This window comes from Myxococcus stipitatus DSM 14675 (genome assembly GCF_000331735.1).
Taxonomy (GTDB): Bacteria; Myxococcota; Myxococcia; order Myxococcales; family Myxococcaceae; genus Myxococcus; species Myxococcus stipitatus.
In genome coordinates this window covers 1,897,081-1,919,618 of sequence record NC_020126.1, presented here as the reverse complement: position 1 = coordinate 1,919,618, position 22,538 = coordinate 1,897,081, and the positions used below count along the sequence as shown (strand labels likewise).

Sequence of the window (22,538 nt, the reverse complement as noted above, 5' to 3'; positions counted from 1 at the left end):
AAAGCTCGGCCAGGCCTTACTGGGTGCTCACGAATTCGTCGCGCAGGGCAGGATAGACGCGCTGCGCGGCCTCGGCAGCGCGTCTCGACCAGCACAGATCTGTCCCCACCGTCCGCTACTTCCTGGCTTGGGTCTCCTGGACAGGGAGGAGAGCGGACAGTCCTCCGGTTCCTACGGCGTTCGACATCTCGAGCTGTGCGAGCACCTTGGCTTCACACACTCAAGACCAGAGCCGCTCGCGCCTGCCATGACTTCGCTGCTGCCACGGGAGGAGTGCGCCATTCCGCCACTTACTGAACTTCTGCGGCAACGGGACGGTTCGAGTTCTCGCTCGGACCATTCACCATCGACCCAACCACGGCCGTCATCCATTGACGGCGCAGGAGAGCTTCCAGCAGGAAACCCAGCCCCTTCTGTGGAAACCAACATTGATTCCACAACAGGAAAGACCAAGGTTATCAGTCTCGCCTTTCACAACCATGAGCCCAGCGCCAAACTCGGTCTGGCTCGCAACCATCCGATATGTCCCAGCCCGAACACTCCCCCTAGCAGGGTGTTGAAGAAGCCCGGTTTGAAGGCATGAGACCGGGCCTCTCCGTGCCCTTCGTTCTCAACCTTGTCATCCAAGCGAGGCGGAGGGCGAAGGGCGCCTATTATGCGGCAACCAGCCGCGCCATCCGCACCAGGTTGTACGCGGCGCCTACCAGGTAGGCCGCCAGTTCCGTCCGCTCCCTGCCTTTGAAGCGCGTCTTACGGAAGCCGCCCACCGTCTTCATCCAGCCCCAGACTTCTTCGATTCGTTTCCGTATCCGCTGGCTGAGGGCGTATCCGGCAGGCCTCGTCGTTCGCCTGTCGATGGCCGAGCGCCGTCGAGTATCCGTCGTCTGCGCAATGTGAGGCGTCACTCCCATGCGCCGGCAGTCCGCGACGAAGTCCGCCGTGTCGTAGCCCTTGTCCGCCCCCACCGAAGCGCGCGCGTTTCGGGACTTCAGCCCCTCGAGCATCATCACCGCCGCGTCGCGCTCGGCGAAGCCATTCGCCGGCATCACCGCGAGGTCCACGAGCAGCCCGTTGCGATTCTCCATGACGCCATTGAGGCTGTAGGCCAGCCGCGCCTCCTTGCCGTTGCCCTTGCGCGCAAGCGTTGCCTCCGGGTCCGTTGTCGAGGCGTGCGTCGCGTTGCCCCTCTTCTGCCCGTGGAAGTTCACCGTCGGGTTGCCCTTGTCGTCGGGCGGCTCCTTCTTCTCGTCCTTCGGGCGGAACGACTTCAGGGATGCCCAGGCCTCAATCAGGCTGCCATCCACGCTGAAGTGCTCGCTGCTGGTCAGCCCCGCGCTTTGCGCCTGACTCATCACCGCCAGGAAGAATCTCCGGGCGACGTCGTGCTCCAGGAGCCGGTCCCGGTTCTGCGAGAAGGTGCTGTGGTCGAAGGAGGCGTCCTCCATCCCCATGTCGAGGAACCACCGGAAGAGGAGGTTGTAGTCGAGCTGCTCGCAGAAGAGCCGCTCGCTTCTCACCGAGTAGAACGCCATGAGCAAGCAGGACTTCAGCAACTGCTCCGGCGGGATGCTCGGCCGGCCGGTGTCGCTGTACATCGCATCAAACGTCGGCGAGAGCGCCGCCAGCGCGGCGTCCGCCATGTCCTTCACCCTGCGCAGCGGATGGGCCGCCGGGACTCGGTCTCCCGGCGTCCTCAAGCTGAACAGCGTCGTCTGCTGCTTGGGCCGTCCGCGCATCGCTGCCTCCGATGCGCGGAGGACACCACGTCACAGTGCGGGGTGTCGATCCCTCGGAGGGGTTTCTCAACACCCTGCTAGTCGGCTAAGAACCTATTTCGGTAGGAGCGAGTGGAACCAAGTGATGATGCCCAGCGCGAAGTGCAGCATCGCGACGTAGGTGTCCTCTCGCTTCTCCCATCGCACCAGCAGACGTCGGAAGCGGTTGAGCCAGGAGTGGGTTCGCTCGACGACCCATCGCGGCGAAGGGCGTCGACGTTGTGCGCACCGGGGCCTCACCTGGGAGCGTCGTCTGGGGGCCCGGAGCGTGAAGCCATACTCCTGGGCCAGCTCGCGCGCGGACCTGAAGGCATACCCCCAGGTCGACGCACAGTGTCTGGCGACGGCCCTGACTTGGCAGGGGCCGTCGGACAGGAATCGATTCAAGCGTGGAGTGCGCCAGCTTGAAGTCGTTCGTGTTGGCTCCAGCGACCACGAGGCCGAGGGGGACGCCGCGCGAATCTGTCAGCAGACTGCGCTTGGTGCCCCCCGCTTCGCTCTGTCGGTGGGATTGGGGCCGTTTTTCCCCCGCCCAGCGGCGCTTTGCCCTGGGTCCCGTCCAGCGCCAGCCAGCGCCAATCAATCCGCGCCAGGCCGTCGTAGGCAATCAGCCCTTGGCGCCAGAACTCGCGGAAGACGCCTGCGGTCAACCATTCCCGGAAGCGTCGGTAGGCGGAGGACGGATGGCATAGGCCCGTGGCCTTCAACGCGCCCCACTGCACCCCGTGCGCAGCACCAGGAGAATCCCATCCAGGGCCTGCCGGTCGGGCACTCGTGGGTTGTGGCAGCCCAGCGGGTGTTCCGGCCGAGCAGGAAGCAGCCGCTCGATGCGTCGCCACAACTCGTCTGGCACCCGCCAGCCGTCATCCTTCTTCACTACCCCATGGCCGCGTCCTCCTGCTTCTTCAACCCGGCAGGAGGCCGACCTTCTTCCCTACCGAAATAGGCTCTAAGCGCCATGGCGTCAATTGGAGCCCATTCCAAGAATACCATGTCCACACATTGGCGGAGCAAACCAATGGAGCATCACATGATTGACGCAATAGTCTCGACGAGAGACATCGCAGCCTAATTCGACTTCGGGCTCTGAACTACACCACCGTCAACTCCGCCATCCAACTCGGTTACGTCCTCAGGAGACGGAGCCCTGGTATTCTCAGATGTTCGCACATCCCGAGCATGTCCTCCCGACTTCTGATCAGTGGCGAGATGGGCTTGCCAGCGTCCCCAAATCACCCAGCTCGCCCCCAAAAAGACAGACAAAACGAGAAGCACAACGACACCAGTCCTCCACTTTCCGACCAAGCGAGACGACAATCGCTCCCGAAAATAGATCGCGGCTCCGCTGGCGAAAAAAAGACCCCCAAGAAGAGGGGCATATCCCCGAAAAGCCTCCCACACATACGCAGCAAAAACATTCACAGCCGCGCTAATGAGCACGCCAGCGCCAACAAGATCCCAAGCCATCTGCCGCCCGCCGTGCCGACTAACCTCACCAACCACAGACTCAGCAACAGAATCAAGACCAGGCATCTCAGCCAATACCTGGCGAAATTCCTCCACCGCCTTGGCGGGAGGCTGCTTCCCTGTCCGAGTCTTGTGGTTCGCAATAAACCTATCCAGGGCCTTTTCGACCACATCCTCCCTAACAAGTCTCTTAAGCTCTTCCTCTCTCTTATCAAATCCACTCAAGACAATTCACTCCACTGAACGAGTGAACTGACCAACAACTGTCTCCGCTATCTTATCAGTCTTCTCGTCGATCAAACGCTGCGCTTCGCGCATTCGCCAGCCACGCAACCCCAAAGACGACAGAGCCTGCTGAATCTCTCTATCCAAGTGCGGCTTAGGCAAGCTCACTCCCCGCTCACCCAAATATTTCGCATCTGGCAGTTGGCTATATGGTCGTTCCACTTCGCCAGTCCGAAGAAAGACTACCTGAGCAACCCTCAACCCTTTCGTGAGTGTAACTGGCAGTCCACTCAAGTTGGCTATCGCGAGCGGCAGATTTCCCTTGTATCCCGGATTGGCATAATTCGAAACAGAGAAGAGCAACCCCATCCGCGCATACGTTGTTCGCGTAGAAATAAAGCCGCAGTATGGACCAAACTCGATCCATTCACGCACCGAGCCAAGCACAAAGCCATTCGGCGGAATGACGTATGGCGACACCGTCAAGTCATGACGCTCAGTCCGTGGTGACGGATCAACCGACAGATCAATCGGCTCGTTTCCTACAAAGTAGGCCAACTCATTCCCGAGGGTTACGTCATACGACGATGGCCGAATGTTCTCGTCGATAATCGGCTCAATTTTGAGCGCCCCAGCCTCGAGCGCGCTCTTTATCTCTTTGTCGCTAAGGGGCATTTCTGCGCTCCACGGATGATTCACAGGGTCGGGCTGAGTACTCAGAAGTAGGCGTTCCATCGACGGATGTCAGATCCTCAGTAGCCCTGCGACCTTGGTCAAGAAGTTCTCTCTACCGAAACCAAGGCCGCGCTGAGGCCCAGCAGATTCAGGAGGTTGCGCTGTCCCATCAATAGGAATCAGGGACGTAGCATGATGTAGCACAAGGTCAGCACAGGTTCGCCAAACGTAAAACCGAGCCACACTGCCACTTTAGAGGGGACATCATCAAGAGAGCATCAGGAATCCTGAGAGCCACCGCAATCATGAACTCTCCGCATCAGGAACGGAAGAATACGCATGGATGGGCAATCAACGGTCGTACGGTCTCCTCGACAATCCGGCGCAAATTGCATTCCCATTAATGCCCACTGGAGTAGCAGCCATCGACGGTGCAGAACGAGTAAATCAAAGCAAAACAAATTAACCTACTGATAGGAGGTGTCACATTCGGTTGTCGAGCACTCTAGGAGATGTTGCCTGACCTCAAGTCTCAGTCGCGGAAGAACTCGGACGGGTGAGCGTCGACGTAGCGCAGGAAGCAGTCCTGCAGCCGCTCCTCACCCATGAGGCGGTCGCTCAGCGGATCGATGTGCTTGTCCAGCCAAGCCCGCGGGCGCGTATCGAGTATCTGGCGACGCTCCTTTTGTGTCGCTGGAGGGGTAGCGCCGAAGAGAGCTTGCATGCCGGACTGCACCGTCGCGGCATGCTCGTCCGCGCCAACCTCATCGAAGGCCTTCAGCACGAAGTCCACGGCGGCCGGGGTGAAGTTGTAGAGCGCTTGGTCCAGCCCTCCGTTGTCCACGTCTCGGATGAAGAACGTCGGCAAGGCGAGCACCTGTTGGCCATGCGTCCCCCTCATCGCGTCATGGTCGAAGGCAGGCTCCATGAGCTTCCAAAGACGCTCACCAGGAGAAAGCCCCTCGACGCTCGCGCGGGTGAGCCGCGTCTCAACATTCGCCAGCTCCCCTTCAGGCGTCTGCGTTGGAGCTGACTCCAAACTGGACCGCGGAAGGCCACTCGCACCAGGTGGCGAAGCGAGAGGCAGCACCCTCCGCGGATCTGTCAACGGCTGGGCCTCCATGCCGGAGTCGCTGACCTCAACGACGACGTAGAACGTCAGGCTGGGGTTGATGAACAGGGAGAGGAACTCTTCAGCAGGCAGAGGCCGTACGCCCCATCCCACCGCCGCCTCATCGAGCCCAAATACCTGTGGAGGGGGGATGAACTGCAACGCTTCTGTCGCCAACTCCCGGCTCTGAAAAACAGGGACACCACCCTCGGTCCCCGGCATCCAGAACAGGCCTGCACACTCGCTGGCAGCGGTCTGCGCCTCGATGACGTAGTACGAGTGGCCTTCTGGAGGCCGGACGTCCTGCACGCGCATCATCCGCTCTGCGATCAGCTTGCTGACTTCGTCGTTCGGCTCTACCCCAGACATCGCGTCTCCTACTCAGTGCATTCGCCGGGACGAAACCTACCGGCTGCGAAGCCGCAGATAGCGTCCCAACGTCAGCGGCAGAATCCGGAAGCGTCCACTACTGGTCAAACGCTCCGCCGCCTCACGTTCGGTACCGCTCCGCCTCCTTGAAGTACTGGGTGAGCGAATACTCCAGCAGCGACTGGCGGGACTGCATGTACCGGCGCGCACGGAGGAAGGGCAGCCAAGCACGCTCGCCAATCCGCACCTGGGACTCCTCCATCTTCTCGCGCCCCCCACATCCCACTCAGCCGCCGCTCCAGGCCCCCCTCCCAGTAGGCACCGAGTGGTCGAGCTGCGTGACGGTTGATGCGTTCGCGCGTGGACCTCTCCGCGAGACACGGCCTCCAGGCCTCGCAAGTCTCGAAACCACGCATCCCGGGCTGAAGCCCCCGCATCGTGAGGTGAGCTTCCGCGAGGCCGCGCTCGTGGATCTACATGAAGCCCGCGGCGCGGCGTCAGGCAGCTTCCTTCGCCCCCAGGCCGCGGGCGCGAAGGAAGACCTCCATTGCCGGCCACTGGCTCCCCAGGTAGCTGAACTCGCCAGGCCGAATTGACTCCAGGTCCCCCGGCCCCGCGACCGCGGCCCCGCCCTCCGCCGCGAGCGCATCCAAGGAAAACGTCCGAAGCACCACAAGAAGCTTGCGGACATGCACCTGGGATTTCGCAAGCACGTCCAGGCGGTCATCGACCAGCTTCACCGCCGCGCTGTAGCGCCCCTCCCGGCATAGAATGAGCACCTCTCCAAGCGAAATATTCGCAGCGCCTGGCCTACGACGACGATGGGCTACTTCCAGCCAGCGGCGTGCCTCACCCATGTCTCCCTGGAGAGCGAGACAGGCCGCCAACATCTCGGGGGCGGCAGCGTATACGTCGGGTACTTCCTTGGTGCGCCACCAACGGGAGAGCGCCAGGAGCTCCGAGCGCGCAGTGTCCACCCCTCCTTGGAACAACGCACAGCATCCAAGGTGCACGCGCGTCAGCACCTGCTCTGGGGCCCGCAGTGCATAGCGTGCCGACTCCTCGATTACGCGTCGAGCATCGCCCAAGTCCCCAGCTGCTAGCAGTGCGGAGCCCTGCACCAGGAGCCCCTCCCACTTCTGAAATCGCCACGACATGTAGCGAACCAAGCCAACAAAGAGGATGAGAAGTAGCGCCACCTCGCCCCATCCGACTGCCCCGTCTTGAGGCCTCGGCATGAGCCAAACTCCCGCCACGACCACTGTGGCCATGGCGATAATTGCCGCCATTCCTGGATGTTTCATATCCCCCACTCAAGAAACGATACTCATTCGTACCGAGACACTCGCCCTTCGCCGGGAACCGTTTCGCCAGGGAGGCCTGGGGTGGGCGAGTAGTCCATATGCATCCGGAGAGGGCGAGGAGACTCCATGCACAGGAAGGCGTGCGCGGAGTCACCAGCCACACCCGCCAGCAGGCGCCCTCCCCTCTTTTCCTTGTGACTCACCGCCCCGGCTACAGCACTCAGGGTCGGTACCGCTCCACCTCTTTGAAGTACTGCGTGAGCGAGTACTCCAGCAGGGACTGACGGGACTGCATGTATCGTCGAGCCCGAAGGAATGGCAGCCAGACGCGCTTACCCACTCGCACCTGGGACTCCTCCATCTTCTCGCGCAGCACCCACGTTCCGCCCAACCGCCGCACCAGGACATCTCCTAGATAGGCACCAAGCGCTGGGGCTGTATGGCTGTCGATGAGTTCGCGTGCGTATCGCTCCGGAAAGTTGTCCCGCCAGAAGTAGAAGTCCAAGTCGGTGAGCGACTCAGCCGTCTCCTCCATGATGGCGGGGACCTTGGTGTGCAGCGCGGCAACGAGGCCCTCTGACAGGTCGTCATAGTGGCTGCGGACGAGTTCCGGGTTCACCACGTCTGACGGCAAGGCGACTGGCATCCACTCCTCCGGCACGGGGGGCCGGAAGGCGTTGAGCTCGGCAATCTTTCGCTGCCGCGTGCTGATTGCGAACTCGTCTGGAAGTCGCGACAGGAGCGGCGCGACGTCGGGATGGAATTGTGGCTCGACAGGGACGAGAGCAGCACTGCGCTCCCTCAGAGTGCGCAGCACCGTGTCGAAGTCGAGGTCTGGCCGTAGGTGAACATGCGCGCGGGCCTGGGCGACACGCGCCTCGTCACTCGCGAATTCGGTGGGAGTAGGCCACAGCACGAGGAGGACAGAGCCATTGGGCAACTCCTCCACGAGGTGCGCAGGGGTTGAGAGCATTCGCTCGCGACCTACGGACTCCACCAACTTCGGGCCGAAGACGTTCAGCCAGAACAACTCGTAGACTTTGTCGAAGCCATCCCTTCGCGCATCTCGTTCCTTTCGGCCAAACCTAGGGGAGTCAGTCAACTGCTCGTCCGCGATGCTGTGAGCCGAGGCGTACGGAGCGGGATACCGAGTGGCCCAATCACGGGCCAAGCTCACAAACATGCGACAGGCCTCCACCCCCGAGAAGAAGCGGAGCGGCTGCATATCAAGACGGGAGTGAAAACAGGACTCCTCCTGCGCAAGCACAAAATTGAGGGAGAGCGACACCGCAGGATTGTCAGGTCGGTAGAGCCCTATGACGGCTCCATACTCATCGCGCTGTTCCTCCAGAGCACGCCACACGGCATCTCGGGAATACTTTCGCTTCCGCCTAGACTTGACAATTGTAGGCATCCAGCCTTCGGCATGCTTCTCAAGGGAGTCAAAAGGGCGTCATGCACCCTCTAATCCTTCGGCTGCGTCGAGCACTCCCTCGAAAGTGAAGCTGAAGCTATCCGCCCTGTTCAGGTCATGCGCTGTCAATAGTTTCATTGATACTCTACCTCCACGCCCTTGATCTTCTTCTCCGCTATCCTTGCCGCATCAGAAAACAACTTCAGCTCTTTGGGCAGAAGCTCTTGCCCATCATAGATAAGACGCACCCTCTGCACGTCCGCCTGCTGCCGCATGCGATCCCTCAGAATCCTCAGCGACCCACCGTAGTATTTCATCGCATTGCTCGCATCCGTATTCACCCGCACCTCCAACTCCTGACTCTTCAAGAATCTGAGGTCCCGACTCTTGAAGCTGAACGCCTCCACCCGAACGGGCTGCCCCGGGGTAGGCTGCCCTTCGATGACGAGCACGTCCGCATAGCGGAAGTCCACCTTCGCGACACCGACGTGCGTCTCGATGCGCGGCTGCTCGAAGTCCTTGAGCCATGTCCGCTCGGCCCGCGGCTTCGCCGCATCCTCCTCCAGAATCGCAACCATCTTCCTCTCGAACTCCATGCCCCTGGCATGGAGGTTGCGCATCTCCTCGTAGCCCTCCCATTTCAGGGGCCCCTTGACGGGCTCTCCATCTCGAATCTCCTTCAGCCGGTTCTTGCGGTAGGCCACGTAGTCGCGCCAGCGCGCCGCACCTTTTTCGACGCCTGGTGGTGGCTCGTTGAGCTTGGGTGCCAACTTCCGGAGCAACTTCACATCCTTCGGGAGGCGTGCGTCCGGTGCCTCAAGCTCAGCTTGGCGATATTTCTCCTTCGCGGCCTCGGCCGTGGAGATCTCTGCGCTCTGGGAGAACTGGCCCGAGCCACCACTGCGCTTCGCGACACTCCCCTTGGTCGGCGCGGCTCGCAGCGCCTCTGCCGGAGCGCCTCGTGCGGGGGCTGCCTCAGGAGTGCTCTCCGGGAGCCCCCGTGTCGACGCGGCCTCGGCCGCTTCCCGGCGGGCCACCTCCATCAGCAGCGCCTGTGTGTCAAGGCTCGGCCAATCAGGTCGCTGTTCGGTTCGGCCAATCAGGTCCGGACGTGAAGCGCCCAGCAATCGCGGTGGAGTGGTCCGAGCGAGTTCGGCCAAACCGGTCCGACAGGAGCTCCACTGGGTGTCAGCGTTCGATGGTCTCGACCTGAGCCGAGCGCGGTGCGCGGGTGCGCTTGGCGGGCGGTGGGTTGCGGTAGCTGTCGCCCTCGATGGTGAGGACATGGGCGTGGTGCAGCAGCCGGACCATGGCGGCGCTGGCCAGCAGGGCGTCACCAAATAGAGGCGGCCACTCCTCCATGGCGCGATTGGAGGTGATGCAAGTGGCCGTGCGCTCGTAGCGACGGCGGACAATCTCGTACAGGTCGATGCCCTCCTCGCCCGTGAGTGGTCGCAGTCCAAGGTCGTCGATGATGAGCAGGGTTGGAGTAGTGAAGCGTAGGAGGCGTCGCTCGTAGCTGTTGTCGGCGCGTGAGGCTCGCAACTGTGTGAGCATGTCGTGGGCGCTCACGTAGAGGACGGCGTGGCCGGCACGACAGGCACGCTGGCCCAGCGCCTGGGCGAGGTGACTCTTGCCGACGCCCGCTGGGCCTACCACCAGCACGTTCTCGTGCCGCTCGACAAAGGTGCAGGTGCCCAGCTCCAGCACCTTGGTGCGCGGGACGGAGGTGTTGAAGGAGAAGTCGAAGTCCTCCAGGGTGCTGGGCCGCTCGAAGGCGGCGCGGCGCATGCGCACGTCCAACTGCTTGCCGTCGCGCCGCTCCACCTCGTCGGCCAGCAGTCGGTAGAGGAATTCCGTCAGCGACAGGTTGGCGTCGGCCGCCTCGCGGCAGCGCACCTCGAGGGACTGCAATAGCCCGGACAGGCGCAGCTTCTTCAGTACGGGGACGAGTTCGTCATACGCACTCATTCGGGGGGCACTCCTTGAGCGGGGGACTGCGGGGAAAGCGAGGGGAGCGCTAACGCAGCAGCAGCGTGCGCACGTCGCGCGCGTAGCGGGGAGCCGGCAGCGTAGCGGTGGCGGCGGGCGTGGCGATGGCCAGGTGCCCGTCCTGGGGCAACGGCTGCAAGTCCAGGCCGCGGCGCAGGATGTCCTTGAGGCCTTGGTAGCGCAGGTTGCCGAAGTGCAGCGCCCGGCGGCACGCGGCCTCGGCTCGCTCGCGCGGGAAGCCTTCCAGGTGCACCACCATGGCCTGCACGCAGCGCAGCTGGCTGAGGACATCATCCGCGTCGAAGACGGCGCGCACGTAAGCCTCGGTGTGAGGGCCCAGCCGGGCCGCCCGCGTCTCCCAGTGGCTGCGGCTGCGGTGGCGCAGGGCCGCGCGTGCCTCGGGCAGGTGGGCCTCCACGGTGCTGCGGTGGACCTCGCCACGGAGGGGGTGGGTGGCCACGCGCTCGTCCTGGGCGTACACGCGCACGTCGTGGGCCGTGACGCACAGCCAGACGCGCTGACCGATGAGACGCCACGGCACCGAGTACAGACGTCGGCCGTACATGACGTGGGCGTCGCGGTGTACGCGGGCCTCGTGCCACACCTCGGGCACCCACGCGGCCGCCGGCAGCGCGCGCAGCGCCGCCACCTCGGCCTGTTGGAAGAGGAGGCGCGGCTGGCGCCCCGTCGTGCCGTGCACGCGCACCGACGCCACGTCGCGTAGCCAGCGCTGCAGAGCGGCCTCACACTCGCGCGCGTCCTCTCCGGCCCTCCCGGCGAAGAAGTTGCCCTTCACGTAGCGCACGCCCGCCTCCACCTTGCCTTTCTTCTCAGGGGCCCGGGGCGGAGCCGGGTCGACGATGAAGCCGTAGTGGCGCGCCAGCGCGCGGTAGCTGCGCTGCAGGGCCCGCTCTGCGTCCACTCCGAAGGCAGCGCGCACCACCGCCGCCTTGAGGTTGTCGGGCACCAGGCAATGCGGCACGCCACCGAAGTACGCGAATGCGGCCTCGTGACAGCGCAGCCACGTCTCCACGCGCTGGTCGAACACCAGCGTGGCGAAGAGGTGGCGGCTGTAGCCGAGCACCATGACGAACACCCAGGCGCGTCGGAGCGTCCCCGCCTCCGCATCGTACAGCCGGCCCACTTCACCGAAGTCCACCTGCGCCACTTCGCCAGGGGCCGTCTCCACGGGGATTGCGACGTCCTCTTCACTTACGCCCTGGGCCCGACGCACGCTGCCCACCAGGCGTTTGACCGCCGAGAGGCTGCCTGCCGGCACCCCTGCCTCCATCTGCAGCCGGGTGAAGATGGCCTGCGGTTGCAGGCCCTTGGCCACCCACGCTTCCACCTGCCCCCGGTGTGCCTCCAGGCGCGACGTCTGCTGGGGCACTGGCGGGGCCGAGGGTCGCGCGGCCAGCACCGCGGCCTTGAGCACCTCGAGCTCGGGCAGCACCTGCTCGTCACCCCGCAGCAGCCCCGCCGCCTCCAGCACGCGCCGGTAGCTGCGCTCCACGTCCACGCCCATGCGCAGCACCCGGGCCACCTGCCTCGCGGGGGTGCCCAGGCGGTGCAACCGCACCAATTCCTGCAGCCGGTCCATCTCCACTCTCCGGTTACTCACGCCACTTCCCTTTCCAAGGGAAGCCAGCGTGGCCTGTCGGCGAGAGTCCCGAGTGGACCGGTTTGGCCGAACCGGCGCGGACCGGTTTGGCCGAACTCACCCAGACCGGGTTCGCCGAACTCCGGAGGACCTGTTACGCCGAGCTACGACACGCAACCACCCAGTTGCGCTCTGGCTTCTGGCGGCGCTGCGAAATGAGCGTGACCAGCATTGCAACCTCTGGACGCCCAGGGGCCGCGGCTCGAAGCCGAGCTGCGATTGCGTCCGCCTTGTCGATGGCCCCCTCCTCGAGAGCTTGGCATGCCCGCACGAAGAGGGCGCCTGGCTCGTCCGCCACCTCCGCACGCGCGGCAACCGCCTCGCGCTGCACAACAGCACCGTCTTCCACCTCAGGAGGCCGCGCCAGATGCGCCCCCCTCGGGGATTGGGGCAACTCCGTGTCCACGGAGGACGTCAGATGCACACCCCCAGCGGCGAGTGCGGCACATGCGAGAAGCAGTACTGGACGAACAGGAGTCATCACCTCACCGACCTAGCGAATGCCTGCTGAGCGCAACGGGCACCTGGACATGCGTGAGGGACTCATGGCGCATAGTCTTGCGACTGGCGCGTCGGTGTGCTCGCGGCAGCAGGCGATAGCGACGGACGAAATAGCCATGGAGAGGTTGGACATGGGCAATCGAACTCCAGCCACTCCTGGAGTAGGACGGCAACGCATTTCCCTGCCCAATCACACTTTCATGGGTTCAATCCGCCGCAGCGCGGCGGATTGCCCCACCTAGCGAGTACATTTCAGCGGCGCCAAGTGGCGTAGCCCCCATTTCAAACGGACAGCTCGCTAACGCATAGGACCAGCCTAGGAATGGCCGCGAAGACACATGAAGTAAAGATCATCCAGCCAGCTCGCGCAGGACGTCGTCGACGATTCAGTGCGGATGAGAAGCGCCGGACTCCGGAGGAGACGATGGCCCACGGACAGAGCGTTTCCGAGCTGACAGGGCAACTACACCAAGCAGCCCCGCACCTGCTCACAGGCACCTGGGTACAAGTACACCCGGTGGCAGTTGCCTCTACAAGAGGGGCGTGTCGAGTTCGCGGTTGCATCGCTTGTCTTTGAATTGGTAGTGTTCAACTGGCGTCATTGGCGGGGGACACCATGGCCGGCCGGAGGAAGCGAACGCTGGAGCAGATCGTCCGCTCGCTTGCACGCGCGCGGCAGCGCGTAGCCGAGGACCTTGACGATTTGGCCCGGTTGAGCCGTCCCTCCGACAACGCAGTCGTTTTTGAGCAGGGCTCTGCGTGGATGCACCGCATTCTCCACAAGCGCCGGCCGGAACTCTCGCCCACGAACATATTGGCTCTCGGACTCGGGACGAAGGTCACAAGGAACAAGGACACAGGCCGCCCCGCCGCCCTAGTTCTCGTTCCTCGGAAGCTCTCTTCTCGGGAGCTCGCTCGCCAAAGCATCGAGCCAGTGCGCAAGTACGTTGAGTACGGAGGCCGGAAGCTGGCTGTGGATGTACGGGAAGTAGGTGCCGTCCGAAGGCAGTTGCGCCCGGGTAGCAGTGTGGGGCCAGCAGACGGCCTAGCAACACTCGGGGCGTTCGCGCGTGACAGGCAGAAGTTGGTGGCAATCACGGCGATGCACGTCACCGGCTTGACCGAATTCTCGGAGGGTGACTCCGAGGCCCCTATCTTCTACTCCCCTAGCCCAATGGTGGACAGGGCATCGGCTCGCATTGGGCAACTGCTCCGGGGGACAATGACGGACATTGATGCGGCGAAGGTATCAGTCGACGCACCTCAAGCTGTACTGCCTTCGGCTGAAGCCCGAGGAGCGCGATACCTACTCTATCCGTCAGACCTGGGCACTTTCGTCCAAATGCGCGGAGCGATGACGACGCTCGCCACTGGGTATATTCAGAACCTGATCCTAGACTTTCCAAAAGAGGGATTGACCGGTTGCTTTACCGTGAGCATGGAGACGCAGCCGGGTGATTCCGGTGCCGGCATCCTCGACTGGAAGGGCCTCGTTGTCGGCTTCCTCGTCGGACGGGTGACTGTGGACGGAGTTGACCTCGCACTTGGCACACCTGCCATGAGGGTCCTCTACAAACTCGGTTGCACTATTGCCAAGAGGTGAAGCGTGTTGCTTCCAATGACTGCATTGCTCGTTCTTGCGGCCGCAACTCCACCAGCGGCCAAGGCTGTCATGATTTCGCGAGTGTCGTCGCCGGAGAGCATACCCAATGAGGTCACGGTGGGTGCCGCGACCTTCAAGGTGGAGCTCCAAACATTGGGAGGAGCAAACTCCGTAACCCTAGGCACTGGGGCAGGAAATACCATCACGGCAGAATGTGACTCCGCCATCGCCCAGTCGGATTGCACTACGGTGCGCCAGGCACTCGGATGGGCGGTGAATGGCTCGCCGACCAGCACACGTCTAACGGCCGATTTGCGGATCCCAGGCGCGTCCGCGAAAGTGGACGTCATCAATACCCTTCCGGGAGAGAAACTGGGCTCGACGCTTGTGAGCTTCGATGTCACCGTAGCCGATACGGCGGAGGACAGGGGAGAGAACAGAGGAGGCGGGAATCGCCCCCTTCCTTGCGAGGCACGGGCAGCGGCAGATGCCGCGGATTATTCGGCCGAGGCGAACCGCGCGGAAATCGTCAGCACCGAGAACGGAACCGTCCTCTCTGGCGATCTGTCCCAGGTAGATGAGAACGATACCGTCCGCGTCAATGTCGTAACCACTCGAGAAAACTTCTCGAGTCTCGCCGTCCGTCGCATCTCCCCGATTCGGGACGTCACGGCGTTCCGCCTCCTGGGCGGGCAACAGGTGCGGCCGCAATCCGTCACGGATTGTGTTGTCTTCACGGCGACAGTGCAGGATTTCGACCCGGGAGTGGGGCAGATTGAAATCGCGCGGCGCGAGACCAATGGAGAATTCACCCGGCTAGGACTCATCGAGTTCAACGTTCACCCCCTTTACCGCGGCATGCTCTCCTTCGGCGCGGTATGGACGGGCCTCAACGACCCGATGTTTGGGACCGTGTCCACCCCAGGAGGAACGCTCATTAGCCGCGGCGAGGTGGGCTCGCATCGACTTCTCTACGCCGTGCTTCTGACGCCCTTCATCTGGGGGCGTCGCGACATGGAAAAGGAGCCGGCGCTGCTCTCGGATTTGTTCGAGCGAGGCCGAAGCCTTGAGGCGCTCTCCCTCTTCCGGCACTTCAACCCCAGCGTGGGCCTCGTAGTAAACGACCCATTGGACAATGCACTTGCAGGCATCAGCCTGGACCTCTTCGACGGAGTCCTCATTACTGGCGGAGTCCATGTGGGGCGAGTCACGGTCATTGACCCGCAGTCAGGCCTCACAGAGGGCTCGGTTTTCGACGGGCCCGAAGAGGACCTGCCCACCGCGCGAAGGTGGCGGACCAGTGCATTCTGGAGTGTTTCCGTGGACCTCCGAGCGGCCGTTCAGCTCATCCAGGGCGTGCTCAGTCCTCCCGCAGGACGGCGGTAGGAGAACAGGACGCCATGCCCCGCACTCGCGCGCGTCGGAGCGGCTCGCGTCACGCCACTGGGCACTCAGCGCTAGGGGGCAACGCACTTCGCGGCTCCCCTGCCCCCTACCCCCTGTCGCACCTTCGACAGAGCCAGAATTTCTCCCCGCCATAGCGGCAATCTCGCTCTCGAAGCTCGTGCACCCGGGTCTCTGGGTGGACGGTTTCGTGACACGGGCGCCTCCTGTTTCGGCCTGTCGCGGAGAGGTAGCGACTCCATTTAGCCGGCGGCCTGGCCTTCCCCCAGGTCGCTCATCTGGTCCACTGCTACAGCCCAGCGTGGCCCAAGGCATCCCTGCCGCTAGTTTTCGGCACCTCGAGCGCCTCCGCGCGGCCCTCCAATCCCGCGCTTCTCCGGACTCTCACGGCGCCATGCCCCACGCTTCTTGAAGGTCGTCTCCAGCAAGGGCTTTTGCGGCGCTGCGTCGTTTGTCTTATTTTGTCAGTGAGCGCTTCGCTGGTCGGACTGCGTGCGATTACATCCTGATTTGGCATGGAGTGATTGCCTGCCTCAATAACGCGATGGCGTGAGCGAACGGCCGTCGGATTTCGCTTTCCTCCGCGGGTCGAGGGGTAAGGCACATCGGAGACCTCATGCGTGAAGGAAGAGAATGGAGGAGTGTTCGATAGCTGACGATGGGCCTCGAAAAGCGTCGCGAAAACGGATTACCGAAGCCGTCTTTCCCCTTCGGGCATGCCCGGGGCATGCTCGGTGATGATGACCGCCGCCTCTAAAGAGCAGACTCGCACCATGTCGCCTGAGGGGAGCGTGCCCCCCGCGAATGCCTACGTGATGGTCATTGAAGACCACTCCTGCTTCGTCGTGCAGTTGCCGGCTTCCGGTCAGCTGGACATCGGGAGGGCTCCTGACTGTGCCATCCAGCTTCGTGACGAGGGCGTGAGTCGCCGACACGCGAGTCTGGTCATTGAAGGGGACGGTGTGTCCCTGGTCGAGCTTGGCAGCCACAATGGCACTCGAGTGAATGACCTTCCAGTGCAAGGAACGACTCGACTGTTCCCGGGAGATGCGGTTTCCCTACCAGGAACGTTGCTCGTCCTGCACGCCCCCCCACGCTCGGCCAGCGACGTCCGACCGGTGTCGCTCACGCATTTCCGCCAGAGGTTGACGGCGGAAGTGGCTCGTTCGCTCGAGTACGGAAGGGTTTTCAGTGTAGGAATGATTGAGCTGTCCACTCCTGAGCGCCTGCCAAGGGATCTCCGCTCTATCATCCAAGGGCTGCGCCCCATGGACCTCCTGGGCTGGGATGGAGAGCGCGAACTCAGGGTTCTGCTGCCGGAGCTCTCTCGGGCGAGTGCGCTTATGACAATGAAGGGGCTCGCCGACCTGGTTCGCGAGCACGATCCATCCGCACGCGCGGGGGTCGCATCGTGCCCCGAGGATGGCAGTGATGCCGAGATGCTGCTCAATCAATCCCGGGGGGCTGTTCACAAGTCCTCGCCCGGGGAGGTCGTGAGTACAGCCCCCTTCGAGGAACGATTGGGTGACCGCACGGTGCTCTACTGCGACGCCTCCATCCGCGCGGTCTATGACCTCTTGAGGCGAGTTGCTCCAACGAACCTCCCTGTCCTCGTCTTTGGCGAGTCTGGCTCTGGTAAGGAGAATGCGGCCTTCGCGGTCCACCACTGGTCGGAGAGACGAAATGGACCCTTCATTCCAGTGAACTGCGCAGCCATCCCGGAGAGCCTCGTCGAGTCCGAGCTGTTTGGCGTGGATAAGGGGGCTGTCACCGGAGTGTCCGAGCGGAAGGGGCTCTTCGAGCAGGCCGCTGGGGGCACGTTGTTCCTCGACGAGATTGGAGAGCTCTCTCCACAAGCCCAGCCCAAGCTTCTGCGCGCTCTCGAAGAGCGCCGCATCCGGCGTGTCGGTGGAACCCAAGAGCGCCGCGTCGACGTGAGGCTCGTCGCAGCCACCCATCGCGATCTACCTCAGGAGGTCAAGCAGGGGCGATTCCGCGAGGACCTCTTCTATCGGCTCCGCGCCGCCACGGTCGTCCTCCCGCCACTTCGCGACCGTCCGAGAGATGTCCCGGTGCTGGCTCAGGCATTCCTCGCTTCGACCCTGGCTCGGCAGGGCCGCTCGCACATCCCCATCTCCCCCGCGGCGATGCGGCTACTCGAAACGTTCGACTGGCCCGGCAACGTCCGAGAGCTGAAGAGCGCCATGGAGGTGGCCGCCGCGCTGGCCGTGGATGCTTCCGTGCTGGAGCCGTCCCACCTGCCGGGCTGGGTTGCTCCGCGACAGGAGCATTCGAGGCCCTCGGAACGGGCCTCTCCGCGCTTTCGCATCCTTGAGGAGGAGCTTGAGGAGCTGGAGTTCCGTCGAATCGACGAGGCACTCGCTGCGACTGGGGGAGTCCAGACTCGAGCCGCCGAGCTCCTTGGCATGCCTCGGCGTACGCTTGTTTCGAAGCTGAAGGGCGCCGAAAGACGACCACCTGAGGGACACGGACACATGGCTCAGGACCCTCTGGCCTCCACCAAGAGTCAGGCAGGGCGCATGCCCACGAACGACGCGCGCCGCGAGGACGGCGCGTCGCAACGGGTTTTCGCGACGGGGGAGCTGGTTGCCGACCGGTACCGCATCGTTCGATTCTTGGGGGCAGGTGGCGTTGGCGAAGTCTACGAAGCACGAGACCTCGTCCTGTCCGGGACGCACGTTGCCATGAAGGTGCTGCAGCGCGGCCGTGCGTCCGATCCGGAGTGGATGACTCGGTTCGTTCGAGAGGTCGAGTTGGCCAGGAGCGTGGCCCATCCGAACGTCTGCCGCGTATTCGACCTAGGGCAGCATGTGGTGGGCTCTAGTGACTCACCACTCCTCTTCATCACGATGGAGCTGCTCGACGGCGAGACCCTGGCGGCGCGACTAGCTCGCGAGGGACACCTTCCTCTCGTCGACGTTGCTTCCATCGGTGCAGAGGTGGCGGAGGGGCTCTCCGCGTGTCACCGGGCGGGCATCGTCCACAGGGACGTGAAGAGCAGCAACGTGGTGCTCGTTCGAGGGGCACAAGGCCTTCGCGCCGTGCTGATGGACTTCGGAGTGGCTCGGGGAGAGGGGCACTCGGCATCAATCACCCAGGAGCAGGCGCCGGGGACTCCCGCCTACATGGCCCCGGAACAGCTCCGAGGGGAACCCGCGACCTTCTCGTCTGACATCTATGCCCTTGGCGTCGTCCTATTCGAAGCCTCGAGGGGACATCGGCCAGGTGCCACGCCGATATCCGTCGAGCGGCCTCGTGCCCGAGTGAAGGCGGACCTTGAATGGGTCTTTCACCGGTGCCTGGATGCCGAGCCCAAGTCACGTTTCCCGTCAGCAAGTGCGCTGGCGGTGGCGCTGAAAGGACAGGCAGAGGCGCGGCCCGCCTGGAGAAAGGCGTGGGCCATTTGGGGCGCTGCGAGCGTGTTCGTCCTGGTGGGGCTCCTCCACGAGCTGCGTCATCTGCCCAGGGGGACGCGTTCCGTCGTGGTCCTCGTCGATGAACGCGGACCCGAAGAGACTCCGCGCAACGACTCATGGCTGGAGAAGGCGACAGCACAGCTCGCGAGCGACACCATCCGTGACCTCGGGGCAGCACGAACACAGGTGGTCACGGATCCCGGACAGGCAAATGTCCTGCTCCAAGTGGAGCTCACGAGGACCTCCACCGGGGTGCGACTGCAGGCAGGGCTTCGTCCACGATGGGGCCTACCCACCGGTTCGTTCACAAGAGAAGGACGGTCGGTTGTCGAAGTCTGGGACCTAGTCCGGCGTGACATCCAGCCCCACCTGGAGAGAGCCCCCGATAACGGAGCGTCGCCGCCACGCAAGTCCGCCGCCGCGCCTGAGGCTGGGGCTGCGAATGCCCATGCAGCTCAGTCATATCTGAGCATTGTGCAGCGCGAGTTCCGGACGGTAGTTTCCGACCGGCAGCTGCTCGCCAGGGACCTGGGGGAGTTGCTTCGTTCGGACCCAGGCTGGGCTCATGCTCATGCCCTCCTCATCGCACATGAGGGCATGACGACCCCGGAGGCCAAACAGGCCCTCGCGCATGCCATGCGGGTGGTGGACAGCCAGCGGGACGCTGAAGGGCAGGACATCCTGCGGGCGCTGATGCAGATTCAAGCTGGGGAGCGGGAACTTGCCGTCTCCACACTGGAGTCGCTCGTCCGACGCGCCCCTGACGATGTCTTTGCGTCGTGGCTGCTCGCGGATTCGCTGCTCTGGCTTCAGCGCCTCGATGAGGCGCTGGCCGTCATGCACAGGCTCCACGAGGCCAATCCCGAGCTTCAGTTCGGCGCCGATGTGGCGGCCTTACTGCGGAAGACGGGTCGTCACGCGGAGGTCCAGGAGGTCCTCGAGCGTTGGCTCGAGAGAGCTCCGTCGAGCGAACAAGCCACTGCGGCGCAAGTGAGCTGGAGGGCGGAGGTGGGTCACCTCGAGCTGGCGGTGCACCTGGCGCGGGACCTGCTCCTCTTCTTTGGCGAGACACCTCATCGCCGGTCCCTACTGTGTGACGTTCTCATCAGCGCTGGTCAGCTCAGGGACGCTCGTTGGGTGGCACTGCGTATGATGGAGAGCGAATCCCCCACCGAGCGCGCGCAAGGACATCTGCGTCGAGGAGTGCTCGCCATTCTCGAAGGGCAGTTCTCCAGCGCGGAGGAGGCCCTCGTGATGGCACTGAAAGAGGGCCTGCCTCCGGGGGAGGTTCCTCAGGCCTTCGAGATCCGAAGGCACGTGGCGGGGCTTCGCTCCAAGGTGGAGTTCTCGCGGCTCTCCAACGAACTCGCGGATATGTACGCACAGGTCGATGACCAGGGGAGCGCGGCGGTGCTGCGAGCGGAAGCGATACTGGCCCAGCCAAGCACCGAGAGTTGCTGTGACCTCGACTCGCTGCTCGCGCAGCTTACGCCTGGGCCTGTCCGAGAGACCGCTCGCAAACACATTCTCCGGGCCCTGGCGGAGGACTCGCGTGTGCCATGTCAGGCAGTCATCCGCGAGGGCTCGGCACCCAACGAAGACTTCACCGTCTCCCTCCTGCGATTCGGGCAATGCGCGGCTCGGGCTGGCGTTCCCGAGCTCGCGATGACCACGTTCTCGAGGGTACAGCCCATCCGGCTGTTCTCCTTGGACCCGCATTCGAGCCCTTCTCCGGTGCACTCAGTCCTGGTTCGCTTTCATCGTGCGGAGCTATTGCGAGCGATGGGCCAACAGGAGTCTTCGCGGCGCGAGTACGAGGCCTTCCTCGGGTACTGGGGTCAAGCGGATCTCACCCTGCCCGAGGTGATGACGGCACGCGAGCGGTTGCGGCAGTTGATGCCGCGACAAGCCGCTCCCTGAGCGAGGGACGTTCCGCCCAGCCTTGCCCTGAACCACTCCGTGGACCGGTTCCGTGGTGCAGTCGAGGGTGCCTCTGGCGTTTTCGGCCTCCTTCTGAAGCAATCATGGTCGCCACGCACGGCCTTCCTGCTTCGCGGAGGGCTTCTGGCAGAGCAACCTTTGCTCTCCTGTGCAGTTCCTGCTCACAAGGGAGGGACTCCTGGGGATGTCCTCACTGAAGGACGGCACGCCAATCCCAGTGGCACGTCGGTTGCTCTGTGGTGCGACGAAACAAAGTGCTCCTCGTCGTCCAACGGAGATGTCTGCATGTACTCGTTTCTTCCATTTCCCCCTCGGTTTCCGCCGTTCATCGACTTCCCTCCCATCCCCTATCCTCCGCCCATTGGCTGCTGGCCCGTCGGTCTGCCCCCGCTAACCTGGATGCCCGGAATGGGTTTGGTGGTCGGGCCGAAGGGGGTTGTGCCAACTGATGGTGGGCAACTTCAGGCACCGCTCGGATTCCTTGGCGATCTGGCTCAGCGCTTCGAGCGCCTTTCCCCCAGGCTCCGCGAGCCCGGCTCCAAGGACTGGGAGGACGCCCAAACGGAGGCCCTCTCCATGGCGACGCTGCTGCTGGGATACGCACTGGGGGCTGGCATTCCGGTGCCGCCTTCGAAGGCGGAGCCCACGAAGGCGAATCTGGAGGATGCCGCGGCGGAGATTGCTCGCGAGCTTCGCCAGGCGCTCGACGCCTCTGCGAATGCAAACATGAACCTTGTTCCGGTTGCACTCGCCATCATCGCGGCGGTGCGGATCGCAAGCGTCATTTGTGTGGGCTACGGTATCTACAAGGCTGTCACCGACTGAGGTGGAATAGGGTCGCCTCTGTTACCCCCTGAGTTCATGACAGTGAGGCGATGCGTGACAACGGGACTTCGCTTCAACTCGGCCTGAATTTTGTCGACGAGGTTCGCCATATGGCGAACCGTCGCTCGCTGGATTCAGCAACGACGCGAGTGGCATCGAGCGCATGGCGCGTGTTGGTGGCTTCGAGACGCGCCTGTCCTTCAAGAAGAGAGGCACAAGCACCAATCTCCCAACTGCCCCACAAAAAAACACAGCCCACTCTCAACCCGACTCTTTGATCCCGCCGTCTACCCCTATGTGAAACGGAGAACCATAGTGCGCCGAAACAATCATGGACTGAGCTTGACCCTATTCATAGTCGGATTGCTCTCTGCGAGTGCATCGCATGCAGACACCTGGCGAGGAACCGCGCCATTCTGCGACGGCGGATGCCTGCCGGGAGAGACCGAAATCACGCAGAGCAAGGTAGGCGATGGCGGGTACTGCTGGTCGGGCCACAAGACCCTCTGTCGAAACGACATGCCAACGTGTCCCGCCCTCCAAACCAAGACCATGTGCCTTGGCGTCGTACTCATCTGCGACAACGGTTCCTACCAAGCCAATGGACAATGGCGCAGCTGCTCGAAGTACGCATGCGGGGGATGCCTCTTCGGAGCTTTCTAGGGTTGTCCCCGATCTCGTCCCCAGGAAACAAATCCATAGGCCGGATGAGCAGTTCGGCCAACTCCCTGTCGAGCGAGGTTGCTGGCAGGGAGCCTGGATGTTCAGCGCAGGCCCATGCGCCGACATGAGCTGCGCGATGCCAAGTGGAGCCGCATTGAGCTGTCTTGAGCTC

13 protein-coding genes and 2 pseudogenes are annotated in these 22,538 nt (G+C 63.4%); 5 read left to right on the top strand and 10 right to left on the bottom strand.

Going from position 1 to position 22,538, the window contains the following annotated elements; all coding sequences use genetic code 11:
• Positions 1–653: 653 nt before the first annotated feature.
• The 10 genes and pseudogenes from MYSTI_RS07630 to istA form a co-directional block, all read right to left on the bottom strand.
• Entirely contained in the window at positions 654–1,736 is a 1,083-nt protein-coding gene (locus MYSTI_RS07630; protein ID WP_015347142.1) for an IS5 family transposase, read from the bottom strand.
• Between the two features lie 93 nt (positions 1,737–1,829).
• Positions 1,830–2,652 (bottom strand): annotated as a pseudogene (locus MYSTI_RS41610) (IS5 family transposase).
• Positions 2,653–3,473: 821 nt separating this feature from the next.
• Positions 3,474–4,142 (bottom strand): dCTP deaminase, encoded by a 669-nt coding sequence (gene dcd, locus MYSTI_RS41605; protein ID WP_015347137.1) that lies wholly within the window; start codon positions 4,140–4,142, stop codon positions 3,474–3,476.
• Positions 4,143–4,674: 532 nt separating this feature from the next.
• On the bottom strand, positions 4,675–5,622 hold the full coding sequence (locus MYSTI_RS07625) for a DMP19 family protein (protein ID WP_015347136.1): 948 nt from the start codon (positions 5,620–5,622) through the stop codon (positions 4,675–4,677).
• A 121-nt stretch (positions 5,623–5,743) separates the two neighbouring features.
• Positions 5,744–5,908 (bottom strand): hypothetical protein, encoded by a 165-nt coding sequence (locus MYSTI_RS43665; RefSeq protein WP_169558588.1) that lies wholly within the window; start codon positions 5,906–5,908, stop codon positions 5,744–5,746.
• Positions 5,909–6,119: 211 nt separating this feature from the next.
• Entirely contained in the window at positions 6,120–6,926 is an 807-nt protein-coding gene (locus MYSTI_RS07620) for a hypothetical protein (protein WP_233278201.1), read from the bottom strand.
• Between the two features lie 220 nt (positions 6,927–7,146).
• The gene (locus tag MYSTI_RS07615; RefSeq protein WP_015347133.1) at positions 7,147–8,340 is read right to left on the bottom strand and encodes a hypothetical protein; all 1,194 of its coding nucleotides are present in this window, start codon (positions 8,338–8,340) and stop codon (positions 7,147–7,149) included.
• A 134-nt stretch (positions 8,341–8,474) separates the two neighbouring features.
• The gene (locus tag MYSTI_RS07610; RefSeq protein WP_015347132.1) at positions 8,475–9,383 is read right to left on the bottom strand and encodes a hypothetical protein; all 909 of its coding nucleotides are present in this window, start codon (positions 9,381–9,383) and stop codon (positions 8,475–8,477) included.
• 145 nt (positions 9,384–9,528) lie between these two features.
• The gene (gene istB / locus MYSTI_RS07605) at positions 9,529–10,311 is read right to left on the bottom strand and encodes an IS21-like element helper ATPase IstB (protein ID WP_015347131.1); all 783 of its coding nucleotides are present in this window, start codon (positions 10,309–10,311) and stop codon (positions 9,529–9,531) included.
• A gap of 49 nt (positions 10,312–10,360) precedes the next feature.
• A complete protein-coding gene (gene istA, locus MYSTI_RS07600; RefSeq protein WP_233278200.1) occupies positions 10,361–11,953 on the bottom strand; it encodes an IS21 family transposase in 1,593 nt (530 codons plus the stop codon).
• 1,156 nt (positions 11,954–13,109) lie between these two features.
• Between istA and MYSTI_RS07590 the strand changes: the two genes are divergently transcribed.
• From MYSTI_RS07590 to MYSTI_RS07575, 5 genes and pseudogenes are all read left to right on the top strand, one after another.
• Positions 13,110–14,096 carry a hypothetical protein gene (locus tag MYSTI_RS07590; RefSeq protein WP_015347128.1) on the top strand — a complete coding sequence of 329 codons (987 nt, stop codon included), beginning with the start codon at positions 13,110–13,112 and terminating at the stop codon, positions 14,094–14,096.
• 339 nt (positions 14,097–14,435) lie between these two features.
• Entirely contained in the window at positions 14,436–15,482 is a 1,047-nt protein-coding gene (locus tag MYSTI_RS07585; RefSeq protein WP_144370014.1) for a hypothetical protein, read from the top strand.
• A gap of 734 nt (positions 15,483–16,216) precedes the next feature.
• Positions 16,217–16,573, top strand: a pseudogene (locus MYSTI_RS45625) (FHA domain-containing protein); the annotation flags it as partial.
• A 126-nt stretch (positions 16,574–16,699) separates the two neighbouring features.
• Positions 16,700–20,857 carry a sigma 54-interacting transcriptional regulator gene (locus tag MYSTI_RS40505; protein WP_233278199.1) on the top strand — a complete coding sequence of 1,386 codons (4,158 nt, stop codon included), beginning with the start codon at positions 16,700–16,702 and terminating at the stop codon, positions 20,855–20,857.
• 429 nt (positions 20,858–21,286) lie between these two features.
• The gene (locus MYSTI_RS07575; protein WP_044279287.1) at positions 21,287–21,703 is read left to right on the top strand and encodes a hypothetical protein; all 417 of its coding nucleotides are present in this window, start codon (positions 21,287–21,289) and stop codon (positions 21,701–21,703) included.
• Positions 21,704–22,538: the final 835 nt, after the last annotated feature.